This is a genomic window from Cellulosimicrobium sp. NPDC055967 (genome assembly GCF_042269845.1).
In the GTDB taxonomy this organism is placed as follows: Bacteria; Actinomycetota; Actinomycetes; order Actinomycetales; family Cellulomonadaceae; genus Cellulosimicrobium.
This window is the reverse complement of the sequence record NZ_JBHJYJ010000001.1, coordinates 452,174-466,483: the sequence shown is the minus strand read 5'-3', so window position 1 is coordinate 466,483 and position 14,310 is coordinate 452,174. Positions and strand designations below refer to the sequence as shown.

General features: G+C 72.6%; 15 protein-coding genes and 1 tRNA gene. 6 read left to right on the top strand and 10 right to left on the bottom strand.

Annotated features, from left to right (window positions below; all coding sequences use genetic code 11):
* Positions 1-40: 40 nt before the first annotated feature.
* Positions 41-1,165: a 23S rRNA (uracil(747)-C(5))-methyltransferase RlmC gene (gene rlmC / locus ACFC2L_RS01930; protein ID WP_375822541.1), complete on the bottom strand. Its 1,125-nt coding sequence runs from the start codon at positions 1,163-1,165 to the stop codon at positions 41-43.
* A 198-nt stretch (positions 1,166-1,363) separates the two neighbouring features.
* Between rlmC and ACFC2L_RS01925 the strand changes: the two genes are divergently transcribed.
* The gene (locus tag ACFC2L_RS01925; protein WP_375822540.1) at positions 1,364-3,010 is read left to right on the top strand and encodes a beta-1,3-glucanase family protein; all 1,647 of its coding nucleotides are present in this window, start codon (positions 1,364-1,366) and stop codon (positions 3,008-3,010) included.
* 121 nt (positions 3,011-3,131) lie between these two features.
* On the opposite strand, the gene ACFC2L_RS01920 is transcribed toward ACFC2L_RS01925, so the two are convergent.
* Positions 3,132-3,419, bottom strand: a complete 288-nt coding sequence (locus tag ACFC2L_RS01920; protein WP_375822539.1) for a DUF4287 domain-containing protein — start codon at positions 3,417-3,419, stop codon at positions 3,132-3,134.
* A gap of 73 nt (positions 3,420-3,492) precedes the next feature.
* Positions 3,493-3,732: a three-helix bundle dimerization domain-containing protein gene (locus tag ACFC2L_RS01915; RefSeq protein ID WP_375822538.1), complete on the bottom strand. Its 240-nt coding sequence runs from the start codon at positions 3,730-3,732 to the stop codon at positions 3,493-3,495.
* A gap of 114 nt (positions 3,733-3,846) precedes the next feature.
* On the opposite strand from ACFC2L_RS01915, the gene ACFC2L_RS01910 reads away from it, so the two are divergent.
* Positions 3,847-4,200 (top strand): hypothetical protein, encoded by a 354-nt coding sequence (locus ACFC2L_RS01910; RefSeq protein WP_375822537.1) that lies wholly within the window; start codon positions 3,847-3,849, stop codon positions 4,198-4,200.
* Positions 4,201-4,288: 88 nt separating this feature from the next.
* On the opposite strand, the gene ACFC2L_RS01905 is transcribed toward ACFC2L_RS01910, so the two are convergent.
* A tRNA-Lys gene (locus ACFC2L_RS01905) sits at positions 4,289-4,364 on the bottom strand.
* A gap of 367 nt (positions 4,365-4,731) precedes the next feature.
* Here ACFC2L_RS01905 and ACFC2L_RS01900 point away from each other — a divergent pair.
* Entirely contained in the window at positions 4,732-5,013 is a 282-nt protein-coding gene (locus ACFC2L_RS01900) for a HesB/IscA family protein (RefSeq protein WP_375822536.1), read from the top strand.
* A gap of 131 nt (positions 5,014-5,144) precedes the next feature.
* Here ACFC2L_RS01900 and ACFC2L_RS01895 read toward each other — a convergent pair whose 3' ends face one another.
* Positions 5,145-5,861 (bottom strand): M50 family metallopeptidase, encoded by a 717-nt coding sequence (locus tag ACFC2L_RS01895; RefSeq protein WP_375822765.1) that lies wholly within the window; start codon positions 5,859-5,861, stop codon positions 5,145-5,147.
* 278 nt (positions 5,862-6,139) lie between these two features.
* Between ACFC2L_RS01895 and ACFC2L_RS01890 the strand changes: the two genes are divergently transcribed.
* Both ACFC2L_RS01890 and msrB read left to right on the top strand, forming a co-directional pair.
* On the top strand, positions 6,140-7,651 hold the full coding sequence (locus ACFC2L_RS01890; RefSeq protein ID WP_375822535.1) for a DEAD/DEAH box helicase: 1,512 nt from the start codon (positions 6,140-6,142) through the stop codon (positions 7,649-7,651).
* 137 nt (positions 7,652-7,788) lie between these two features.
* Entirely contained in the window at positions 7,789-8,217 is a 429-nt protein-coding gene (gene msrB / locus ACFC2L_RS01885) for a peptide-methionine (R)-S-oxide reductase MsrB (RefSeq protein ID WP_375822534.1), read from the top strand.
* On the opposite strand, the gene ACFC2L_RS01880 is transcribed toward msrB, so the two are convergent.
* The 5 genes from ACFC2L_RS01880 to ACFC2L_RS01860 form a co-directional block, all read right to left on the bottom strand.
* Entirely contained in the window at positions 8,186-8,650 is a 465-nt protein-coding gene (locus tag ACFC2L_RS01880) for a DUF2809 domain-containing protein (protein ID WP_375822533.1), read from the bottom strand. The two genes, msrB and ACFC2L_RS01880, sit on opposite strands and share 32 nt — an antisense overlap.
* 19 nt (positions 8,651-8,669) lie before the next feature.
* A complete protein-coding gene (locus ACFC2L_RS01875) occupies positions 8,670-9,173 on the bottom strand; it encodes a MarR family winged helix-turn-helix transcriptional regulator (protein ID WP_375822532.1) in 504 nt (167 codons plus the stop codon).
* Positions 9,174-9,325: 152 nt separating this feature from the next.
* A complete protein-coding gene (locus ACFC2L_RS01870; protein ID WP_375822531.1) occupies positions 9,326-11,035 on the bottom strand; it encodes an MDR family MFS transporter in 1,710 nt (569 codons plus the stop codon).
* Positions 11,036-11,186: 151 nt separating this feature from the next.
* The gene (locus ACFC2L_RS01865; protein ID WP_375822530.1) at positions 11,187-11,690 is read right to left on the bottom strand and encodes a MarR family winged helix-turn-helix transcriptional regulator; all 504 of its coding nucleotides are present in this window, start codon (positions 11,688-11,690) and stop codon (positions 11,187-11,189) included.
* A gap of 87 nt (positions 11,691-11,777) precedes the next feature.
* Positions 11,778-13,232: a sugar porter family MFS transporter gene (locus tag ACFC2L_RS01860; protein ID WP_375822529.1), complete on the bottom strand. Its 1,455-nt coding sequence runs from the start codon at positions 13,230-13,232 to the stop codon at positions 11,778-11,780.
* A 264-nt stretch (positions 13,233-13,496) separates the two neighbouring features.
* On the opposite strand from ACFC2L_RS01860, the gene ACFC2L_RS01855 reads away from it, so the two are divergent.
* The gene (locus tag ACFC2L_RS01855) at positions 13,497-14,096 is read left to right on the top strand and encodes a hypothetical protein (protein ID WP_253055328.1); all 600 of its coding nucleotides are present in this window, start codon (positions 13,497-13,499) and stop codon (positions 14,094-14,096) included.
* Positions 14,097-14,310 lie beyond the last annotated feature (214 nt).

The following is a 14,310-nucleotide window of genomic DNA, read 5'->3' as shown; positions in this document are numbered from 1 at the left end:
CTCGGCGCCGGGGTGAACGGCAGCCGTACGAGCGGAGCGGTCAGGCGCGCTCGAGCAGGACCGCGACCTCGTAGTGCGACGTCTGCGGGAACATGTCGAGCACCCGGGCGGCGCGCGGGCGCAGCGACGGCATGAGCGCGAGATCGCGCGCGAGCGACGTCGCGTTGCAGCTCGAGTAGACGACGTGCCCGACGCCGGACTCCTCGAGCCACGTGCTGAGCGTCTCCCCGATGCCGCGTCGCGGCGGGTTGACGACGACGAGGTCGGGCACGTCCTGCCGCGACAGCGCGAACGCCGTCGCGTCCTGGGTGAGGAACGTCGTGCGGTCGAGGCCCGCGTCGCGCGCGGTGAGCCGCGCGCTCGCGACGGCCTCGGCGCTCGTCTCGACGCCGACGACGTCGCGGCCCGGCCCTGCGACGTGCAGCGCGAACCCGCCCACCCCGCAGTAGAGGTCCCAGACCGTGGCGGGCGCGGCGTCGTCCACCCACTCGCGCCCCTGGCGGTAGAGCGCGGCGGCGACGTCGGTGTTGGTCTGGAAGAAGCTCTGCGGGCGCAGGTGCAGGTCGATCCCGTTGACGCGCATGCGCAGCGTCTCGGCGTCCGTGAGGAGGATCTCCGTCTCGCCCTCGACCACGGCCTTGTGCTCCGGGTGGAGGTTCACCGAGACGACGCGGAGCGAGGGGAGAGTGTCGAGCAGGCTCGGCAGGTGCTTGCGGATGCGGGGCAACGACTCGGTGGAGCGCAGGACGAACCGCGCCATGAGGTCGCCGTCGGGGGAGAGCGTGACGAGCACGTACTTGAGCTCGCCGCGGCGGGCGCGCACGTCGTAGGGGACGAGCCGCGCGCGGGTCACGAACTCCGCGAACGCGGGGAACGACGCCTGGAGGGCGGGCGGGTAGAGCGGGCAGTCGGTGAGGTCGACGCCGCCGCCCTCACCGAGGATGCCGAGAACGGGGGCGTCGGACGTGCCGGTGACGACCATCTTCGCCTTGTTGCGGAAGGCCGACTCCGCGGACTCGACCGTGGGCAGCCAGGTCAGGTCGGGCGCGAGCGGCGCGAGCAGGTCGGCGCAGTGCTCCTGCTTGCCGGTCAGCTGCGCCGGGTACGCCAGCTCGAGGAGGCTGCACGACCGGCACCGGCCGGCGTCGTAGTGGTGGCACTGCACTCGTTCGAGTCTAGGCGCCGGCCCGGTCCTGAGGTCGCGATCCCCCGGACGGCGCTGGGGGAGCGCTCCCTGGCGTCCGGGGCTGCGGTCCGCTACGGTCGTGGCAGCGCTCCCACACCGGTGTGGGACGGCGCTGTCGCCGGGCCGGTCCGGCGAGTGCGGTGACGACGAAGTAACCGAACAAGGAGCAGATCCGGCATGAATCTCGACAGGCGGAGAAGAAGCAGACGAGCGTGGGCCGCGCTGTGCGCGGCGGTCCTCGCGGTGAGCGGGGCGGTCGTCGGTACGGCGGCCCCCGCGAGCGCGGTCCCGGCGACCATCCCGCTCACGATCACCAACGACTCGGGCAAGGGGCCGATCTACCTGTACGTCCTCGGCGAGCGCGACGGCGTCGCCGGCTGGGCGGACGCGGGCGGCACGTTCCACCCGTGGCCCGGCGGAGTGGGGCCCGTGCCCGTCCCGGCACCTGACGCGTCGATCGCGGGCCCCGGCCCCGGCCAGTCCGTGACGATCCAGCTCCCCAAGCTGTCCGGGCGCGTCTACTACTCGTACGGCCAGAAGATGTCGTTCCAGATCGTGCTCGACGGGCGCCTCGTCCAGCCCGCGGTCCAGAACGACTCCGACCCCAACCGGAACATCCTCTTCAACTGGACCGAGTACACGCTCAACGACGGCGGGCTGTGGATCAACAGCACGCAGGTGGACCACTGGTCCGCGCCGTACCAGGTCGGGGTGAAGCGGTCCGACGGGCACGTCCTCAGCACGGGCATGCTCAAGCCGAACGGCTACGAAGCCTTCTACACGGCGCTGGAGGGCGCCGGGTGGGGCGGGCTCGTGCAGCGCGCGCCCGACGGGAGCCGGCTGCGCGCGCTCAACCCGTCGCACGGGATCGACGTCGGCAAGATCTCCTCGGCCTCGATCGACTCGTACGTCACCGAGGTCTGGAACTCCTACCGCACGCGCGACATGGTCGTCACGCCGTTCTCCCACGAGCCCGGGACGCAGTTCCGCGGGCGGGTCGACGGCGACTGGTTCCGCTTCCGCAACGGGTCCGGGGCCGAGGTGGCGGCCTTCAAGAAGCCCGACGCGTCGAGCGTGTACGGGTGCCACAAGGACCTCCAGGCGCCGAACGACCACGTCGTCGGGCCCATCGCCCGCACGCTGTGCGCCGCGCTCATCCGCACCACGGCGCTGACCAACCCGAACCAGCCCGACACCAGCAACGCCGGCTTCTACCAGGACCCCCGGACCAACGTCTACGCCAAGCTCGCGCACCAGCAGATGGCGAACGGCAGGGCGTACGCGTTCGCGTTCGACGACGTCGGTGCGCACGAGTCGCTCGTCCACGACGGCAACCCGACCGCTGCGTACATCAAGCTCGACCCGTTCACGGGCACCGCGACGCCCATCGGCGACGGCGGCGGCACCGAGGAGCCGAACCCGGGCGGCGGGCTGCCGACCGGCACCGGCACGATCCGCGCCGGCACCGCGCTGTGCCTCGACGTGCCGTGGGCCGACCCGACCGACACCAACCAGGTCCAGCTCGCGAGCTGCAGCGGCAACGCGGCGCAGCAGTGGACGCGCGGGTCCGACGGGACGGTGCGCGCGCTGGGCAAGTGCCTCGACGTCGCGCGCAGCGGGACCGCGGACGGCACCGTCGTGTGGATCTACACGTGCAACGGCACGGGCGCCCAGAAGTGGGTCTACGACGCCGGCACCCAGGCGCTGCGCAACCCGCAGTCCGGCAAGTGCCTCGACGCCCAGGGCGGGGCGCCGCTCCACGACGGCCAGAAGGTCCAGCTCTGGACCTGCAACCAGAGCGCGGCCCAGCGCTGGTCGTTCTGACGCCGCCCGGTCCCTGACCCGGCAGCACGCACCGGTGCCCGATGCCGCCCGCTCGCGGGACGTCGTCGGGCACCGGTGCGCGGGGCACGGCCAGGGCGACCCGCGCGGGGTCCGCGGGGCGTCAGGCTGGCTTGGTCGCCTTGCCGTCGAGCCACAGGGTGTCGGACTCGTCGCGGTGCGTGCCGTCGGACCCCACGTGCTTCGACGAGATCTGCGGGCCCTTGGTGATGACGTGCACGATCGCCATGCCGTGGCCCCGACCGAGCCCGTAGTCGTCCTGGAGCCACTCGAGGATCGGCGTCGCCTTCGTGGACTCGTCGAACCCTCGCTCGTGCGCCAGGTCGACGAGCTGGCGCGGGGTGAGACCGGTCTTGTCCTCGACCGCGTCGAGATAGGCCTGGAAGGACATGCGTGCTCCTCGTCGTCGGGGGCGGGCCGCTCGACCCGCCGGTGAACCTACCGACGGTCACCCACACCCGGACTCATCGGTCCGGTCGAGGCGTCCTCCGCGCGGGGCGCGGTGGACGGTTGCACGACCGCAGCACGTCCGACACGGCGTTCTCCACCAGGACGGGGACGAAGTCGCGCACGTGCGGGGTCTGGTACCGCCCGAGCTCTGCGAGCACCTGCTCGCGGACGTCGTCCACCGGCACCTCCGGGAAACGCGCACTGATCCGCTCGACCACGACATCGATCTCGCGGTCCTCGTCCTCCATCGCCATGGCCCGACGTTCCGGCCCCACGGCGCGGCGCACAACCAACAGCGGATGAACACATGGCGCACGCGCCGCGCGGCGACCCGTGCGTGCCACCGGCCCGCAATTCGCTCGGGCACGATGCCGTCCACGATCCTCGTGCTGTGCGCGTTCCTCGCACTCCTGGCCGCCGCGGTGTGGCCGGCGGTGCGGCAGCGTGGCGCCCCGGGTCAGCGGTTCCGCGCCCTCCTTGCCGCCACGAGCGCGCTGCTCCTCCTGGTCCTGATGCTCGTCACCACGGCACCACGCGACGTCACCGACGACGGCCGGCGATACACGTGCATCGAGGAGCCGCTCGGGGGACTGAACCCCCTGTCGTCCGACGCGACCGGCGCGTGCGTCCAGGCCAATTGGGTGACGGTCGCGCTCGTGCTCCTCGGGTGCGCGGCCCTGGTGACCGCGGAGCACGTCGTCCTCCGTCGCCGTGCCCGCTGACGCGGCGCAGGGTCCTCGTCGATCCGCTGACGTCCGTCGCGCCGGGAAGGACGCGTCCGTGATCGGCGACGTCCATCTGGGACGTCCTTGGTGGGCCCCGTGGGGCTCGAACCCACAACCTACGGATTAAAAGTCCGCAGCTCTGCCAATTGAGCTAGAGGCCCTGGACGCCGCCGGCGCCCAGGCACAGGCTACCCGCGTGCCTGGGTCGGCAGTTCGCGTCAAGTTCGGCAGCTCCGGTCGAGATCGGCAACCGGGATCGCCGATCTCGGCAGGAGCTGCCGACCTCGGCGTAGAGGGCGCTCGGGCGCGGACCCTACGCGCGTCGTCGGGCGTTGTCACGCGCGGTCTTGCTCCGTGAGAAATTCGGTGAGAATCGGGCGATTCGCTTGCGAGTCGAGCCCGTTCTTGTTTCGGTGGAGTGGACCGAGGGGCCCGCGGGAGGGTGCACCGACGGCAGGTCACGCCGGCCAGGCGTGGGCCGCACGGACGTGTCCCGCAGGGTTCCGCCCGGCGACGAGAGGAGCTCTCGTGCTCACCCTGACCGACAACGCCCGTACCGCTGTCCACGACCTGCAGACCCAGGCCGGTGTCCCGGAGGGAGGCGGTCTGCGGATCGCCGAGTCCGCTGACCAGGCGGGCAGTTTCGAGCTCGCGCTCGTGCCCAGCCCGCAGCCTGACGACACGGTCGTCGAGGACGGCGAGGCGAAGGTGTTCGTGGAGTCCGCCACGGCCCCGACCCTCGCGAACCTCACGCTCGACACGGACCCGAACGCGCAGGGCCCGGCGTTCGTCCTGACTCCTCAGGGCTGACCCACCAGTTCTCCCGGCGTTCGCGCCGGACGATCTCGACGACGCGTCCTCCTCCTCCGGGTGCGTCTCTGGTCGCACGACGGGCCGTCCGCTCCGGCGGGCGGCCCGTCGTCGTGTCCGGGAAGGTCGGCTCAGGCCGCCGGCCCCACGATCCACGACCCGCCGAGCACGGCGGCGCCCAGCGTGACGACGAGGAACACCCCGACCCAGAACAGCCCGGGCACGTGCGTGAGGCGCGCGAGGATGTCGGCGTCGGAGGTCGCCGCCCGTCCGCGCGACCGCTCGCTCTGCAGCTCGAGCACCGGCCGGACCGCGCCGAGAAGCAGGAACCACGTGACGGCGTAGGCGACGGCGCTCTGCACGTCGGGCGTCGCCCACCACGACACGCCCACGAGGGCGGCGCCCGTGACGAGCACGGACCACAGCCCGAACCAGTTGCGGATCTGCAGCAGCATGAGGGCGAGCAGCACGACGAGCAGCCACAGCAGCCCGACGGCGTAGCCCTGGCGCAGGAGGGCGGCGGCCCCGAGCCCGATGAGGCCCGGGCCGACGTAGCCCATGAACGCGGTGAGGATCATGCCGAACCCGCGCGGCCGGCCGGACGACACGGTGAGGCCGGAGGTGTCGGAGTGCAGCCGGATGCCCGACAGGCGGCGCCCTGTGAGCAGCGCGGCGAGGGCGTGCGCCGCCTCGTGCGCGATCGTCACGACGTGCCGGGCGACGCGCCAGACCGGGGTCACGAGCACGACGGCCAGCGCGAGCGCGCCCATCGCGACGACGACGGCGGTCGACGGGGGAGCGACGGGCGTCGTCGCGGCCTGCCACACCTGCCCGACGACGTCCCCCACGGAGGAGGCGACGTCGCCGCCCGCGGTGGTGCCGCCGTCGGACAGCACGGCTCGGGCTACGGCGAAGGAGGACGTCAGCGCGGGCACGCGCGCCATTCCACCACAGCCTGCTGTGCCCGCGGACGGCGCGACGAGACGCACCTCACCCGTGCCGCGGCGTCGGGCATGAGACACTGGAGGTTCGAGGGCAGCGCGATCCCGCGCGCCCCGCGTCGTGGAGATCCCCCCGGATTGCGTGCGGCGGACCCCGACCTTGAGCCCCGAGAGGCCCATCACCTGTGACTTCCTTTGCCGACTTCGGCCTGCCCACCCCTGTCGTGCGCGAGCTCTCGCGCCAGGGCATCGACTCCCCGTTCCCCATCCAGACCGCCACGCTGCCCGACTCGCTGAAGGGCCGTGACGTCCTCGGCCGCGGCCGCACGGGCTCCGGCAAGACCCTCGCGTTCTCGCTGCCGACCGTCTCGCGCCTGTCGTGGGCCAAGTCGTCGCGCCAGCCGCGTCGCCCCCGCGCGCTCGTGCTGTGCCCGACGCGCGAGCTCGCCAACCAGATCAACGCCACGATGGAGCCGGTCGCCAAGGCGCTCGGCCTCGTGACGACGACGATCTTCGGCGGCGTCGCGCAGTCGCGCCAGGTCGCCGCGCTCGACAAGGGCGTGGACATCGTCATCGCGTGCCCCGGCCGCCTCGAGGACCTCCTCAACCAGCGCCTGCTCACGCTCGACGCCGTCGAGATCACCGTGCTCGACGAGGCCGACCACATGGCCGACCTCGGGTTCCTGCCCGGCGTGAAGCGCATCATGGACAAGACCCCCAAGCAGGGTCAGCGCATGCTGTTCTCCGCGACGCTCGACAACGGCGTGGACCAGCTCGTCAAGCGCTACCTCAGCAACCCGGTGCGCCACTCGGTGGACGACGCCGCGGCGGCGCCCCCGCAGATGACGCACCACATCCTCGCGGTGCGCGACGCGGACGCGAAGAAGCAGATCGTGCACGAGCTCGCGTCCGGCACGGGCCGCCGCGTGCTGTTCATGCGGACCAAGCACCAGGCGAAGAAGCTCGCGAAGCAGCTCACCGCGAACGGCGTCCCGGCCGTCGACCTGCACGGCAACCTCGGCCAGGGCGCGCGCGAGCGCAACCTCGAGGCGTTCTCCTCGGGCGCGGTGAAGGTGCTCGTCGCGACGGACATCGCGGCGCGCGGCATCCACGTGGACGACGTCGAGCTCGTCGTGCACGTCGACCCGCCGGCCGAGCACAAGGCGTACCTGCACCGCTCGGGTCGCACCGCGCGCGCCGGGTCGGAGGGCGTCGTCGTCACGGTCATGCTCCCGGAGCAGCGCGGCGACGTGCGCGACCTGACGCGCAAGGCGAAGATCACGGCCCAGCCGAAGCCCGTCGCCCCCGGCGACGCGACGATCAAGGGCCTCGTCGGCGAGGTCGCGGAGTACGTGCGCCCGGCGGACATCACGCCGCCGCAGACGCAGGCGAAGCGCGGCACCACGTCCACCAACGGCGGGTCGCGCGCGTCGCGCCGCAACCGCGGCGGCCAGGGCGGCGGTCGTCCCGCGGCCCAGGGCGCCGGCCAGGGCACGACGGCGCAGCGCGGCCAGGGCGGCCAGCGCGCGTCGGGTGCGGGTCGCCCGGAGGGCGCTGGCAGGGACGGACGCGGCGCCTCGGGCACCGGCAACGGCTCGACGGGCCAGTCCGCAGGTCGCCGCCGCGGCGGCCGCGGCCGCGCGCAGCGCCCGGCCGGCGGTTCGAGCACGGTGTACTCGACGTCCAGCCCGCGCTGACTCGTCACCCACCCTGTTGTGGGCATGAAATGGGCCCGGTCTTCTCGTCGAGACCGGGCCCATTTCATGCCCACAGCGGAGGGGGGCGGTGGGAACACGGGGGCCGGGCGCGCGGTTGGGATGGTCGGAGGTGGATCATGACCAGCCAGACCCACGAGAACCAGCCCTACGAGGTCGTCAAGACCGACGACGAGTGGCGCGCCGAGCTGTCACCGCAGGAGTTCGCCGTGCTGCGGCAGGCGGGGACGGAGCGCGCCTGGACGGGCGAGCTGCTCGACGAGAAGCGCGTCGGCGTCTACGCGTGTCGGGCGTGCGGCAACGAGCTGTTCCGCTCGGACACCAAGTTCGACTCGCACTGCGGGTGGCCGAGCTTCTTCAGCCCGCTCGCAGGCGACCGCGTCGAGCTCCTCACCGACCGCAGCCTCGGCATGGTGCGCACGGAGGTGCGCTGCGCGCGCTGCGGGTCGCACCTGGGCCACGTGTTCGACGACGCTCCCCAGACCCCGACGGGCGACCGGTTCTGCATGAACTCGGTCAGCCTGACGTTCGAGGCCGGCGAGCAGTAGCCGACCGGGCGCCGGCCCACGCGTCGACCGCGCACGCGATCCCGACGCCCACCAGATAGCAGACCAGGTCCCGCACCGCGAACGTGCTGCCCAGCAGCCACGCCGCGGGCGGGACCGCGTCGTTCACGGCCGCGGCCAGGCCCGTCGCCTGCAGCGCCTCGACCGCCCAGCACCAGCCGAGCGCGACGGCGCCCGCGACGACGGGGCGCACGCGCGCGAGCACGAGGACCACGAGGACGTACGTCGCGACGGCGTACAGGACGTCACCGCCGACGTCACCCCACGGGTCGGGCACGCGCGTCGCGACGACGAGCCCCGCGAGCACGACCAGGCCGAGCGCGAGGGCGACGAGGAGCCGGCGCCGTCGCCGGGGCCGCGAGGGAGCGGGCGCGACGAGGCCGCGGGCCGGACGGACGCCGTCGGGCACGGTCACGCCGCGGGGGTGCGGGCCGTCACCGGTTCGCGGACCAGCGCACGACGTCCTCGGAGTAGCGGTGCAGGAGCGTCGCGAGCGTCGCGACGTCGCGCCGGTCCCAGCCCTCCAGCGCCTCGGTGATCGAGGTGACCCGGCCGCTGTGCGCGGCATGGAGCCGCGTCTCGCCGTCGGGCGTGAGCGTGATGAGCTGCCCGCGCGAGTCGTCGGGGTCGACCTCGCGCGCGACGAGGCCCAGGGCGTGGAGGCGGCTGAGCTGGCGCGAGATCGTCGCCCGCCCGACGCCGAAGTGCGCGGCGAGCTCCGAGCCGCGGACGCCCGGGTGGTCGGCGATGTGCGCGAGCAGCGGGTAGGCGCTCGCCTCGAGGTCCGGGTGGATCCGGCGTGCCATGGCGGTCGCCGCCGCCCCGCCACGGCGCAGCAGGACCCGCAGCTCGCGTTCGAGGTCGACGTACGCGACGTCCGGCTCGGTGGCGCGCTCGGCGTCGGGAACGGTGCGGGTCGGGGCGGTGTCGGCGGGCACACGCCCATCATGACGCCCGATGCGGCACGAGGTCACGTTCGTCCGGAAAACCTCACCCGCTGGACGGGCGACCAGCACGCCGAACGCAGGGAACATGCGGCCTCGAACCGATTCGAGACCGCATGTTCACTGCACTCGGCGCGCGGGGCTGGTCAGCGGGGCGAGCGTGCCGCCCGCTCGTCGTCGATCACGCCCGCGGGCTCGAAGGCCTCGAGGAGCGTCGACTCCGTCTCCTCGGCGAGGGTCACGCGGCCCGGGGTTGCGTCGACCGGGGCCTCGCTGCCGGCGAGCGCCGCCTCCTTCTCGAGGCGCTCCTGCAGGCCGGTCTTCGTGCCGAGCGGCACCTCCTTGAGGAACGACACGGCGATCAGCGCGATCAGCGCGAGCGGCACCGCGACGAGGAAGATCTCGGCGATGCCGTCGCCGTAGGACTTCTCGACGAGGTCCTTGATCGGCGCCGGCAGGGTCGAGACGTCGGGCACGGCGTTGCCGCCGCCCATCGAGTCGGCCGGGATGCCGAGCTTCGTCAGGCCGTCCTGGATCGACGTCGTGACCTTGGTCGCGAGCACCGCGCCCAGCACGGACACGCCGATCGCGCCGCCGAGGCTGCGGAAGAACGCGACGGTCGAGGTGCCGGCACCCATCTCGTCGACGTCGAGCGTGTTCTGCACGGCCAGCACGAGGTTCTGCATGAGCATGCCCATGCTGACGCCGAGGAAGAACAGGTAGACGCTGATGAGCGTGAAGCTCGTGTGGTAGTCGATCGTCGACAGGGCGAACAGCGACGCCACGAGGACCGCGCCACCCGTGACCATGAAGGCCTTGTAACGGCCGTACCGCGTGATGAGCTGGCCGAACAGGGTCGACGCGACGAACGTGCCGATGATCATCGGGACCGTCAGGAGGCCCGACTCGGTCGGGGTCTTGCCGCGCGCCACCTGCATGTACTGGCTGAGGAACACGGCGGTGCCGAACATCGCGACGCCCACGGCGACCGAGGCGACGACCGCGAGGACGAACGTGCGGTTCTTGAAGAGGTGCAGCGGGATGAGCGGCTCGGGGGTCACGCGCTCGACGAGCACGGCACCGACGAGCGCGAGGACAGCCCCGCCGACCATGGCGAACGTCTGCCACGAGAGCCACTCGAAGTTCTGCCCGGCGAACGTCACCCACAGCAGGAGCGAGGACACGCCGGCGCTGATGAGGATCGCGCCCCAGTAGTCGATGCGCACGACGCGGCGCGCGGCCTTCGGCAGGTGCAGCGTGCGCTGGAGCACGATGATCGCGGCGATCGCGAACGGGAGCCCGACGAAGAAGTTGAGGCGCCAGCTCACGGCGTCGGTGAGGACACCGCCCAGGAGCGGTCCGCCGATCTGGCTGACGGCCATGATGCCGCCCATGAGGCCCATGAACTTGCCGCGCTCGCGCGGCGAGATGATGTCCGTGATGAGCACGGTGGCGAGCGCCATGAGGCCACCCGCGCCGATGCCCTGGAACGCGCGGAGCGCGATGAGCGTCCCGACGTTCTGCGACAGGCCGGCGAGCGCGGAGGACACGACCGCGACGACGAGCGCGATCTGGATGAGGACCTTGCGGTTGGTGAGGTCGGCGAGCTTGCCCCAGATCGGGGTCGAGATCGTCATGGCGAGCAGGGTCGACGTGACGACCCAGGTGTACGACGACTGCGAGCCGTCGAGGTCGCTGACGATCTTGGGGAGCGAGCTCGAGACGATCGAGCTCGCGAGGATCGCGACGAACATGCCGAGGAGGATCCCGGAGAGGGACTCCATGACCTCGCGACGGGTCATGGACGACTCGGCGCCGCCGGGCGGGGCGGTGCGTTCTGGGGTGGTGCTGGTCATGAGGCGCTGAGGTTCCTTGCTCACGGGGCCGTGTCGGAGGGCCGGCGTGTCGTGGGGCGGTGTCAGGTGGTCTGGTGGCCGGTCCGCGCGGCGGCGCGGTCGGCGGTCGGGGGACGTGCCCGACGGCGGTGGTGCCGCCGAGCGCCGTCGGTCACCCGGTCGTACGGGGTGCGGCGTGGCCGGCGACGACCGCGGACGCCACGCGCTCGATCTGGCGCGTGGCCTCGACGATCTCCTCGTCGCGCCACTCGGCGAACGTCGTGGCGGCGAGGGCGTCGATGTGCTCGTACGCCCGCAGGACGAGCCCGCGCCCCGCGTCGGTGAGCTCGACGGTCCGGGCGCGCCGGTCGTCGTCGTCCACGGTGCGGCGGACGAGGCCCTCGTCGACCAGGTGGCTCACCTGGCGGCTGGCCACGGAGAGGTCGACGCGGAGCTTCGCGGCGACGTCCCCGAGCTGGACGGGACCGCACCGCTGGAGCATGCGGAGCAGACCGAACGACGAGCGCGGGATGTCGAGGTCCCGCGCGATGCGGACGGCCGACTCGCGCTGGGCGCGGGCCAGCTCGTCGAGCGCGCGGATGAGGCCTGCCGCGGGGGACGGGTCGGGTGCGAGCTCAGGGTCCGCGGTGGTCGCGGCGGGGGTGATGACGGGCACGGGCACTCCTTGGTTGCTGCAGGCAAGCATACGCCTCGCAGTTGCTTTCAGCAACCATTGTGCGGAGCAAGGGTTCGGCAGGAGGGCTCAGTGCGTCGTGCGGCTCACGCGCTCATCGCCCATGTCCTCGAGCTCGATGCCCTTGGTCTCCGGGACCTTGCTGAACACGAAGACGAACGACAGCGCCGCGAAGACGGCATACATGAGATAGGGGATCGAGGCGCCGAACGCCGACAGCATCGGCGGGAACGTCAGGGTGATCGCGAAGTTCGCGAGCCACTGCGCCATGGCCGCGACGCCGAGCGCGGCCGCGCGGATGCGGTTCGGGAACATCTCGCCCAGCAGCACCCAGACGAGCGGCCCCCACGACGCCCCGAAGAACACGACGAACGCGTTCGCCGCGACGAGGGCGATGGGTCCCCACGGGTCCGGCAGCGTGATGTTGTCGCCGCTCCCGCTGGACTGCGTGAAGGCGAGCGCCATGATGCCGAGCGACAACGTCATGCCCGCCGAGCCGATGAGCAGGATCGGACGACGGCCCACCTTGTCCACGAGCGCGATCGCGATGAACGTCACCGCGACGTTCGTCACCGACGTGATCGTCGAGACGAGGAACGACTGGCTCTCGTCGAACCCGACCGCCTGCCACAGCGTCGTCGAGTAGTAGAAGATCACGTTGATCCCGACGAACTGCTGGAACACCGACAGCAGGATGCCGACCCACACGATCGGCTTGAGCGCGAACGTCGAACCCTTGAGCGTCCCCTCCTGGGCGTTCTTCTCGTCGACCGCGATCGAGCGGTGGATCTGCGCGATGCGGTCGTCGACGTCCTCGTCCGGGCCGAGGACCGACTCCAGCACGGCGCGCGCCTCGTCGTCGCGGCCCTTCGCCACCAAGTAGCGCGGGGACTCGGGGATGCGCATCGCGAGGATTCCGTAGACCGCCGCCGGGATCACGCAGACGAGGAACATCCACCGCCACGCCTCCCACCCGAACCACAGCTCGTTGGCGGCGCCGCCCGCCGTCTCCGCGAGGAGTTGGTCGGACAGCAGCGCCGCGAAGATGCCGACCGTGATCGCGAGCTGCTGCAGCGACCCCATGCGGCCGCGCAGCCGTGCCGGCGCGATCTCCGCGATGTACGCCGGGGCGATGACGGAGGCGATGCCGATGCCGACGCCCGCCATGAAGCGCCAGATCGCGAGGTCGAACGCCGACCACGCGATCGCGGACAGGATCGAGGAGGCGAAGAACAGGATCGCGCCGAACACCATGACGCGCGTGCGGCCCCAGCGGTCGGCGAGCCGGCCGCCCGACCACGCGCCGAGCGCGCAGCCGAGGAGCGCGATCGCGACGACGAGCCCCGTGACCGCCGAGTCGAGGTCGAACTGGCCCTCGATCGCCGCGACGGCGCCGTTGATGACCGAGCTGTCGAAGCCGAAGAGGAATCCGCCGACGGCGGCGGCGACGGCAAGGCCGATCGCCTTCCGGTGCGCGCTGCGCGCGCTCACGGTCGCGTGACCTGCTGCGTCGCTGCTCGACATCTCGTCCTCCGCTCCGTCCTGGAGCCGGTCGAGGCCCCTCTCGTCACTGTAGGGCGGGGTGCTTTCGGCGGCGCGGTGAACGGGCCCCCGCCTCCGTGGGGCCTCGTCCGGAGCGGGTCGCAGGCGTCGCGCGACGCCCGCCCGGTGCGACCGGGCCGCCGCCGGGTGGACACTGGGCGCGTGCCCGACGACGTCCCCGCCACCCCCGCAGACCGGCCCGACCCGGGTCGGGCCGACCGCACGCAACGACCCCGCCGCCCGGCGATGCTCGACCCGCGCGACGCCGACGAGCTCCCCGGCGAGCTCGACCCCGCGCTGCGCGACCAGGTCGCGCACACGACCGCGCACGCGATCGTCCACCGTGCGCGCGACACCGAGGACCCGGAGGTCGTCGAGCGACTGGTCCACCTCGTCGAGACGGAGGGGCTCGACGTCGTCGCCGGCCTGTGGTCCGACGCCGCCCCGAACTCCCTGCCAGGTGCGCTCTGGCGGCTGTACGTCCTGCGCGAGTGGGTCCGCCGCGACCCGCAGACGGTGACGCTGCGGTACCGCCTCGGGGTCGACGCCGCCCCCGTCCACGAGGCCATCGCCGGCGTCCCCCGGCCACCCGGCCCCCAGGACGTGCGCGACCTCGTCGACGCGGTGCTCTCCGGCGTGTTCACCGGCGACCTCGCCGTCGCGCTCGAACGGGCCGGGTCGTTCTGCCGCATCCTCGCCACCGGCGCCGCGTTCGACGCCGACGCGCGCGAGGTCGCCGACCCCGACGGCGCGCTGCGCACGACCCGAGGCGCCGGGTCGCTCCTGCGCACCGCGCAGGAGCTCGAGCACGCCGCCGAGCTCTGGCGCGCGGACCGCCTCGACTGAACCCCCGAGGGAAACCGCCGGTCGCGCGACCAGGGGTCTATCTCCCGGGGGTCTGCTTCGGCTGGTGGGGGCGGAGGGTGCGGGATCCGGGGGTGGTGCGCACGTCGGGGGGTGGGGTTCTCGCGGAGCGCGAACACGGGGTCGGCGAGGTACCTCGGGGGCCGGCCGGCACGTACGATGGTTCACGACGCCGGGCCGCGGTAGCCCCGGGCTC

Bases quoted from the DNA above. Each gene is read 5' to 3' on its own strand.
- ACFC2L_RS01925 (WP_375822540.1), top strand. From the start codon at position 1,364: ATGAATCTCGACAGGCGGAGAAGAAGCAGACGAGCGTGGGCCGCGCTG.
- ACFC2L_RS01920 (WP_375822539.1), bottom strand. From the start codon at position 3,419: ATGTCCTTCCAGGCCTATCTCGACGCGGTCGAGGACAAGACCGGTCTC.
- ACFC2L_RS01915 (WP_375822538.1), bottom strand. From the start codon at position 3,732: ATGGCGATGGAGGACGAGGACCGCGAGATCGATGTCGTGGTCGAGCGG.
- ACFC2L_RS01910 (WP_375822537.1), top strand. From the start codon at position 3,847: ATGCCGTCCACGATCCTCGTGCTGTGCGCGTTCCTCGCACTCCTGGCC.
- msrB (WP_375822534.1), top strand. From the start codon at position 7,789: ATGACCAGCCAGACCCACGAGAACCAGCCCTACGAGGTCGTCAAGACC.
- ACFC2L_RS01870 (WP_375822531.1), bottom strand. From the start codon at position 11,035: ATGACCAGCACCACCCCAGAACGCACCGCCCCGCCCGGCGGCGCCGAG.
- ACFC2L_RS01860 (WP_375822529.1), bottom strand. From the start codon at position 13,232: ATGTCGAGCAGCGACGCAGCAGGTCACGCGACCGTGAGCGCGCGCAGC.
- ACFC2L_RS01855 (WP_253055328.1), top strand. From the start codon at position 13,497: ATGCTCGACCCGCGCGACGCCGACGAGCTCCCCGGCGAGCTCGACCCC.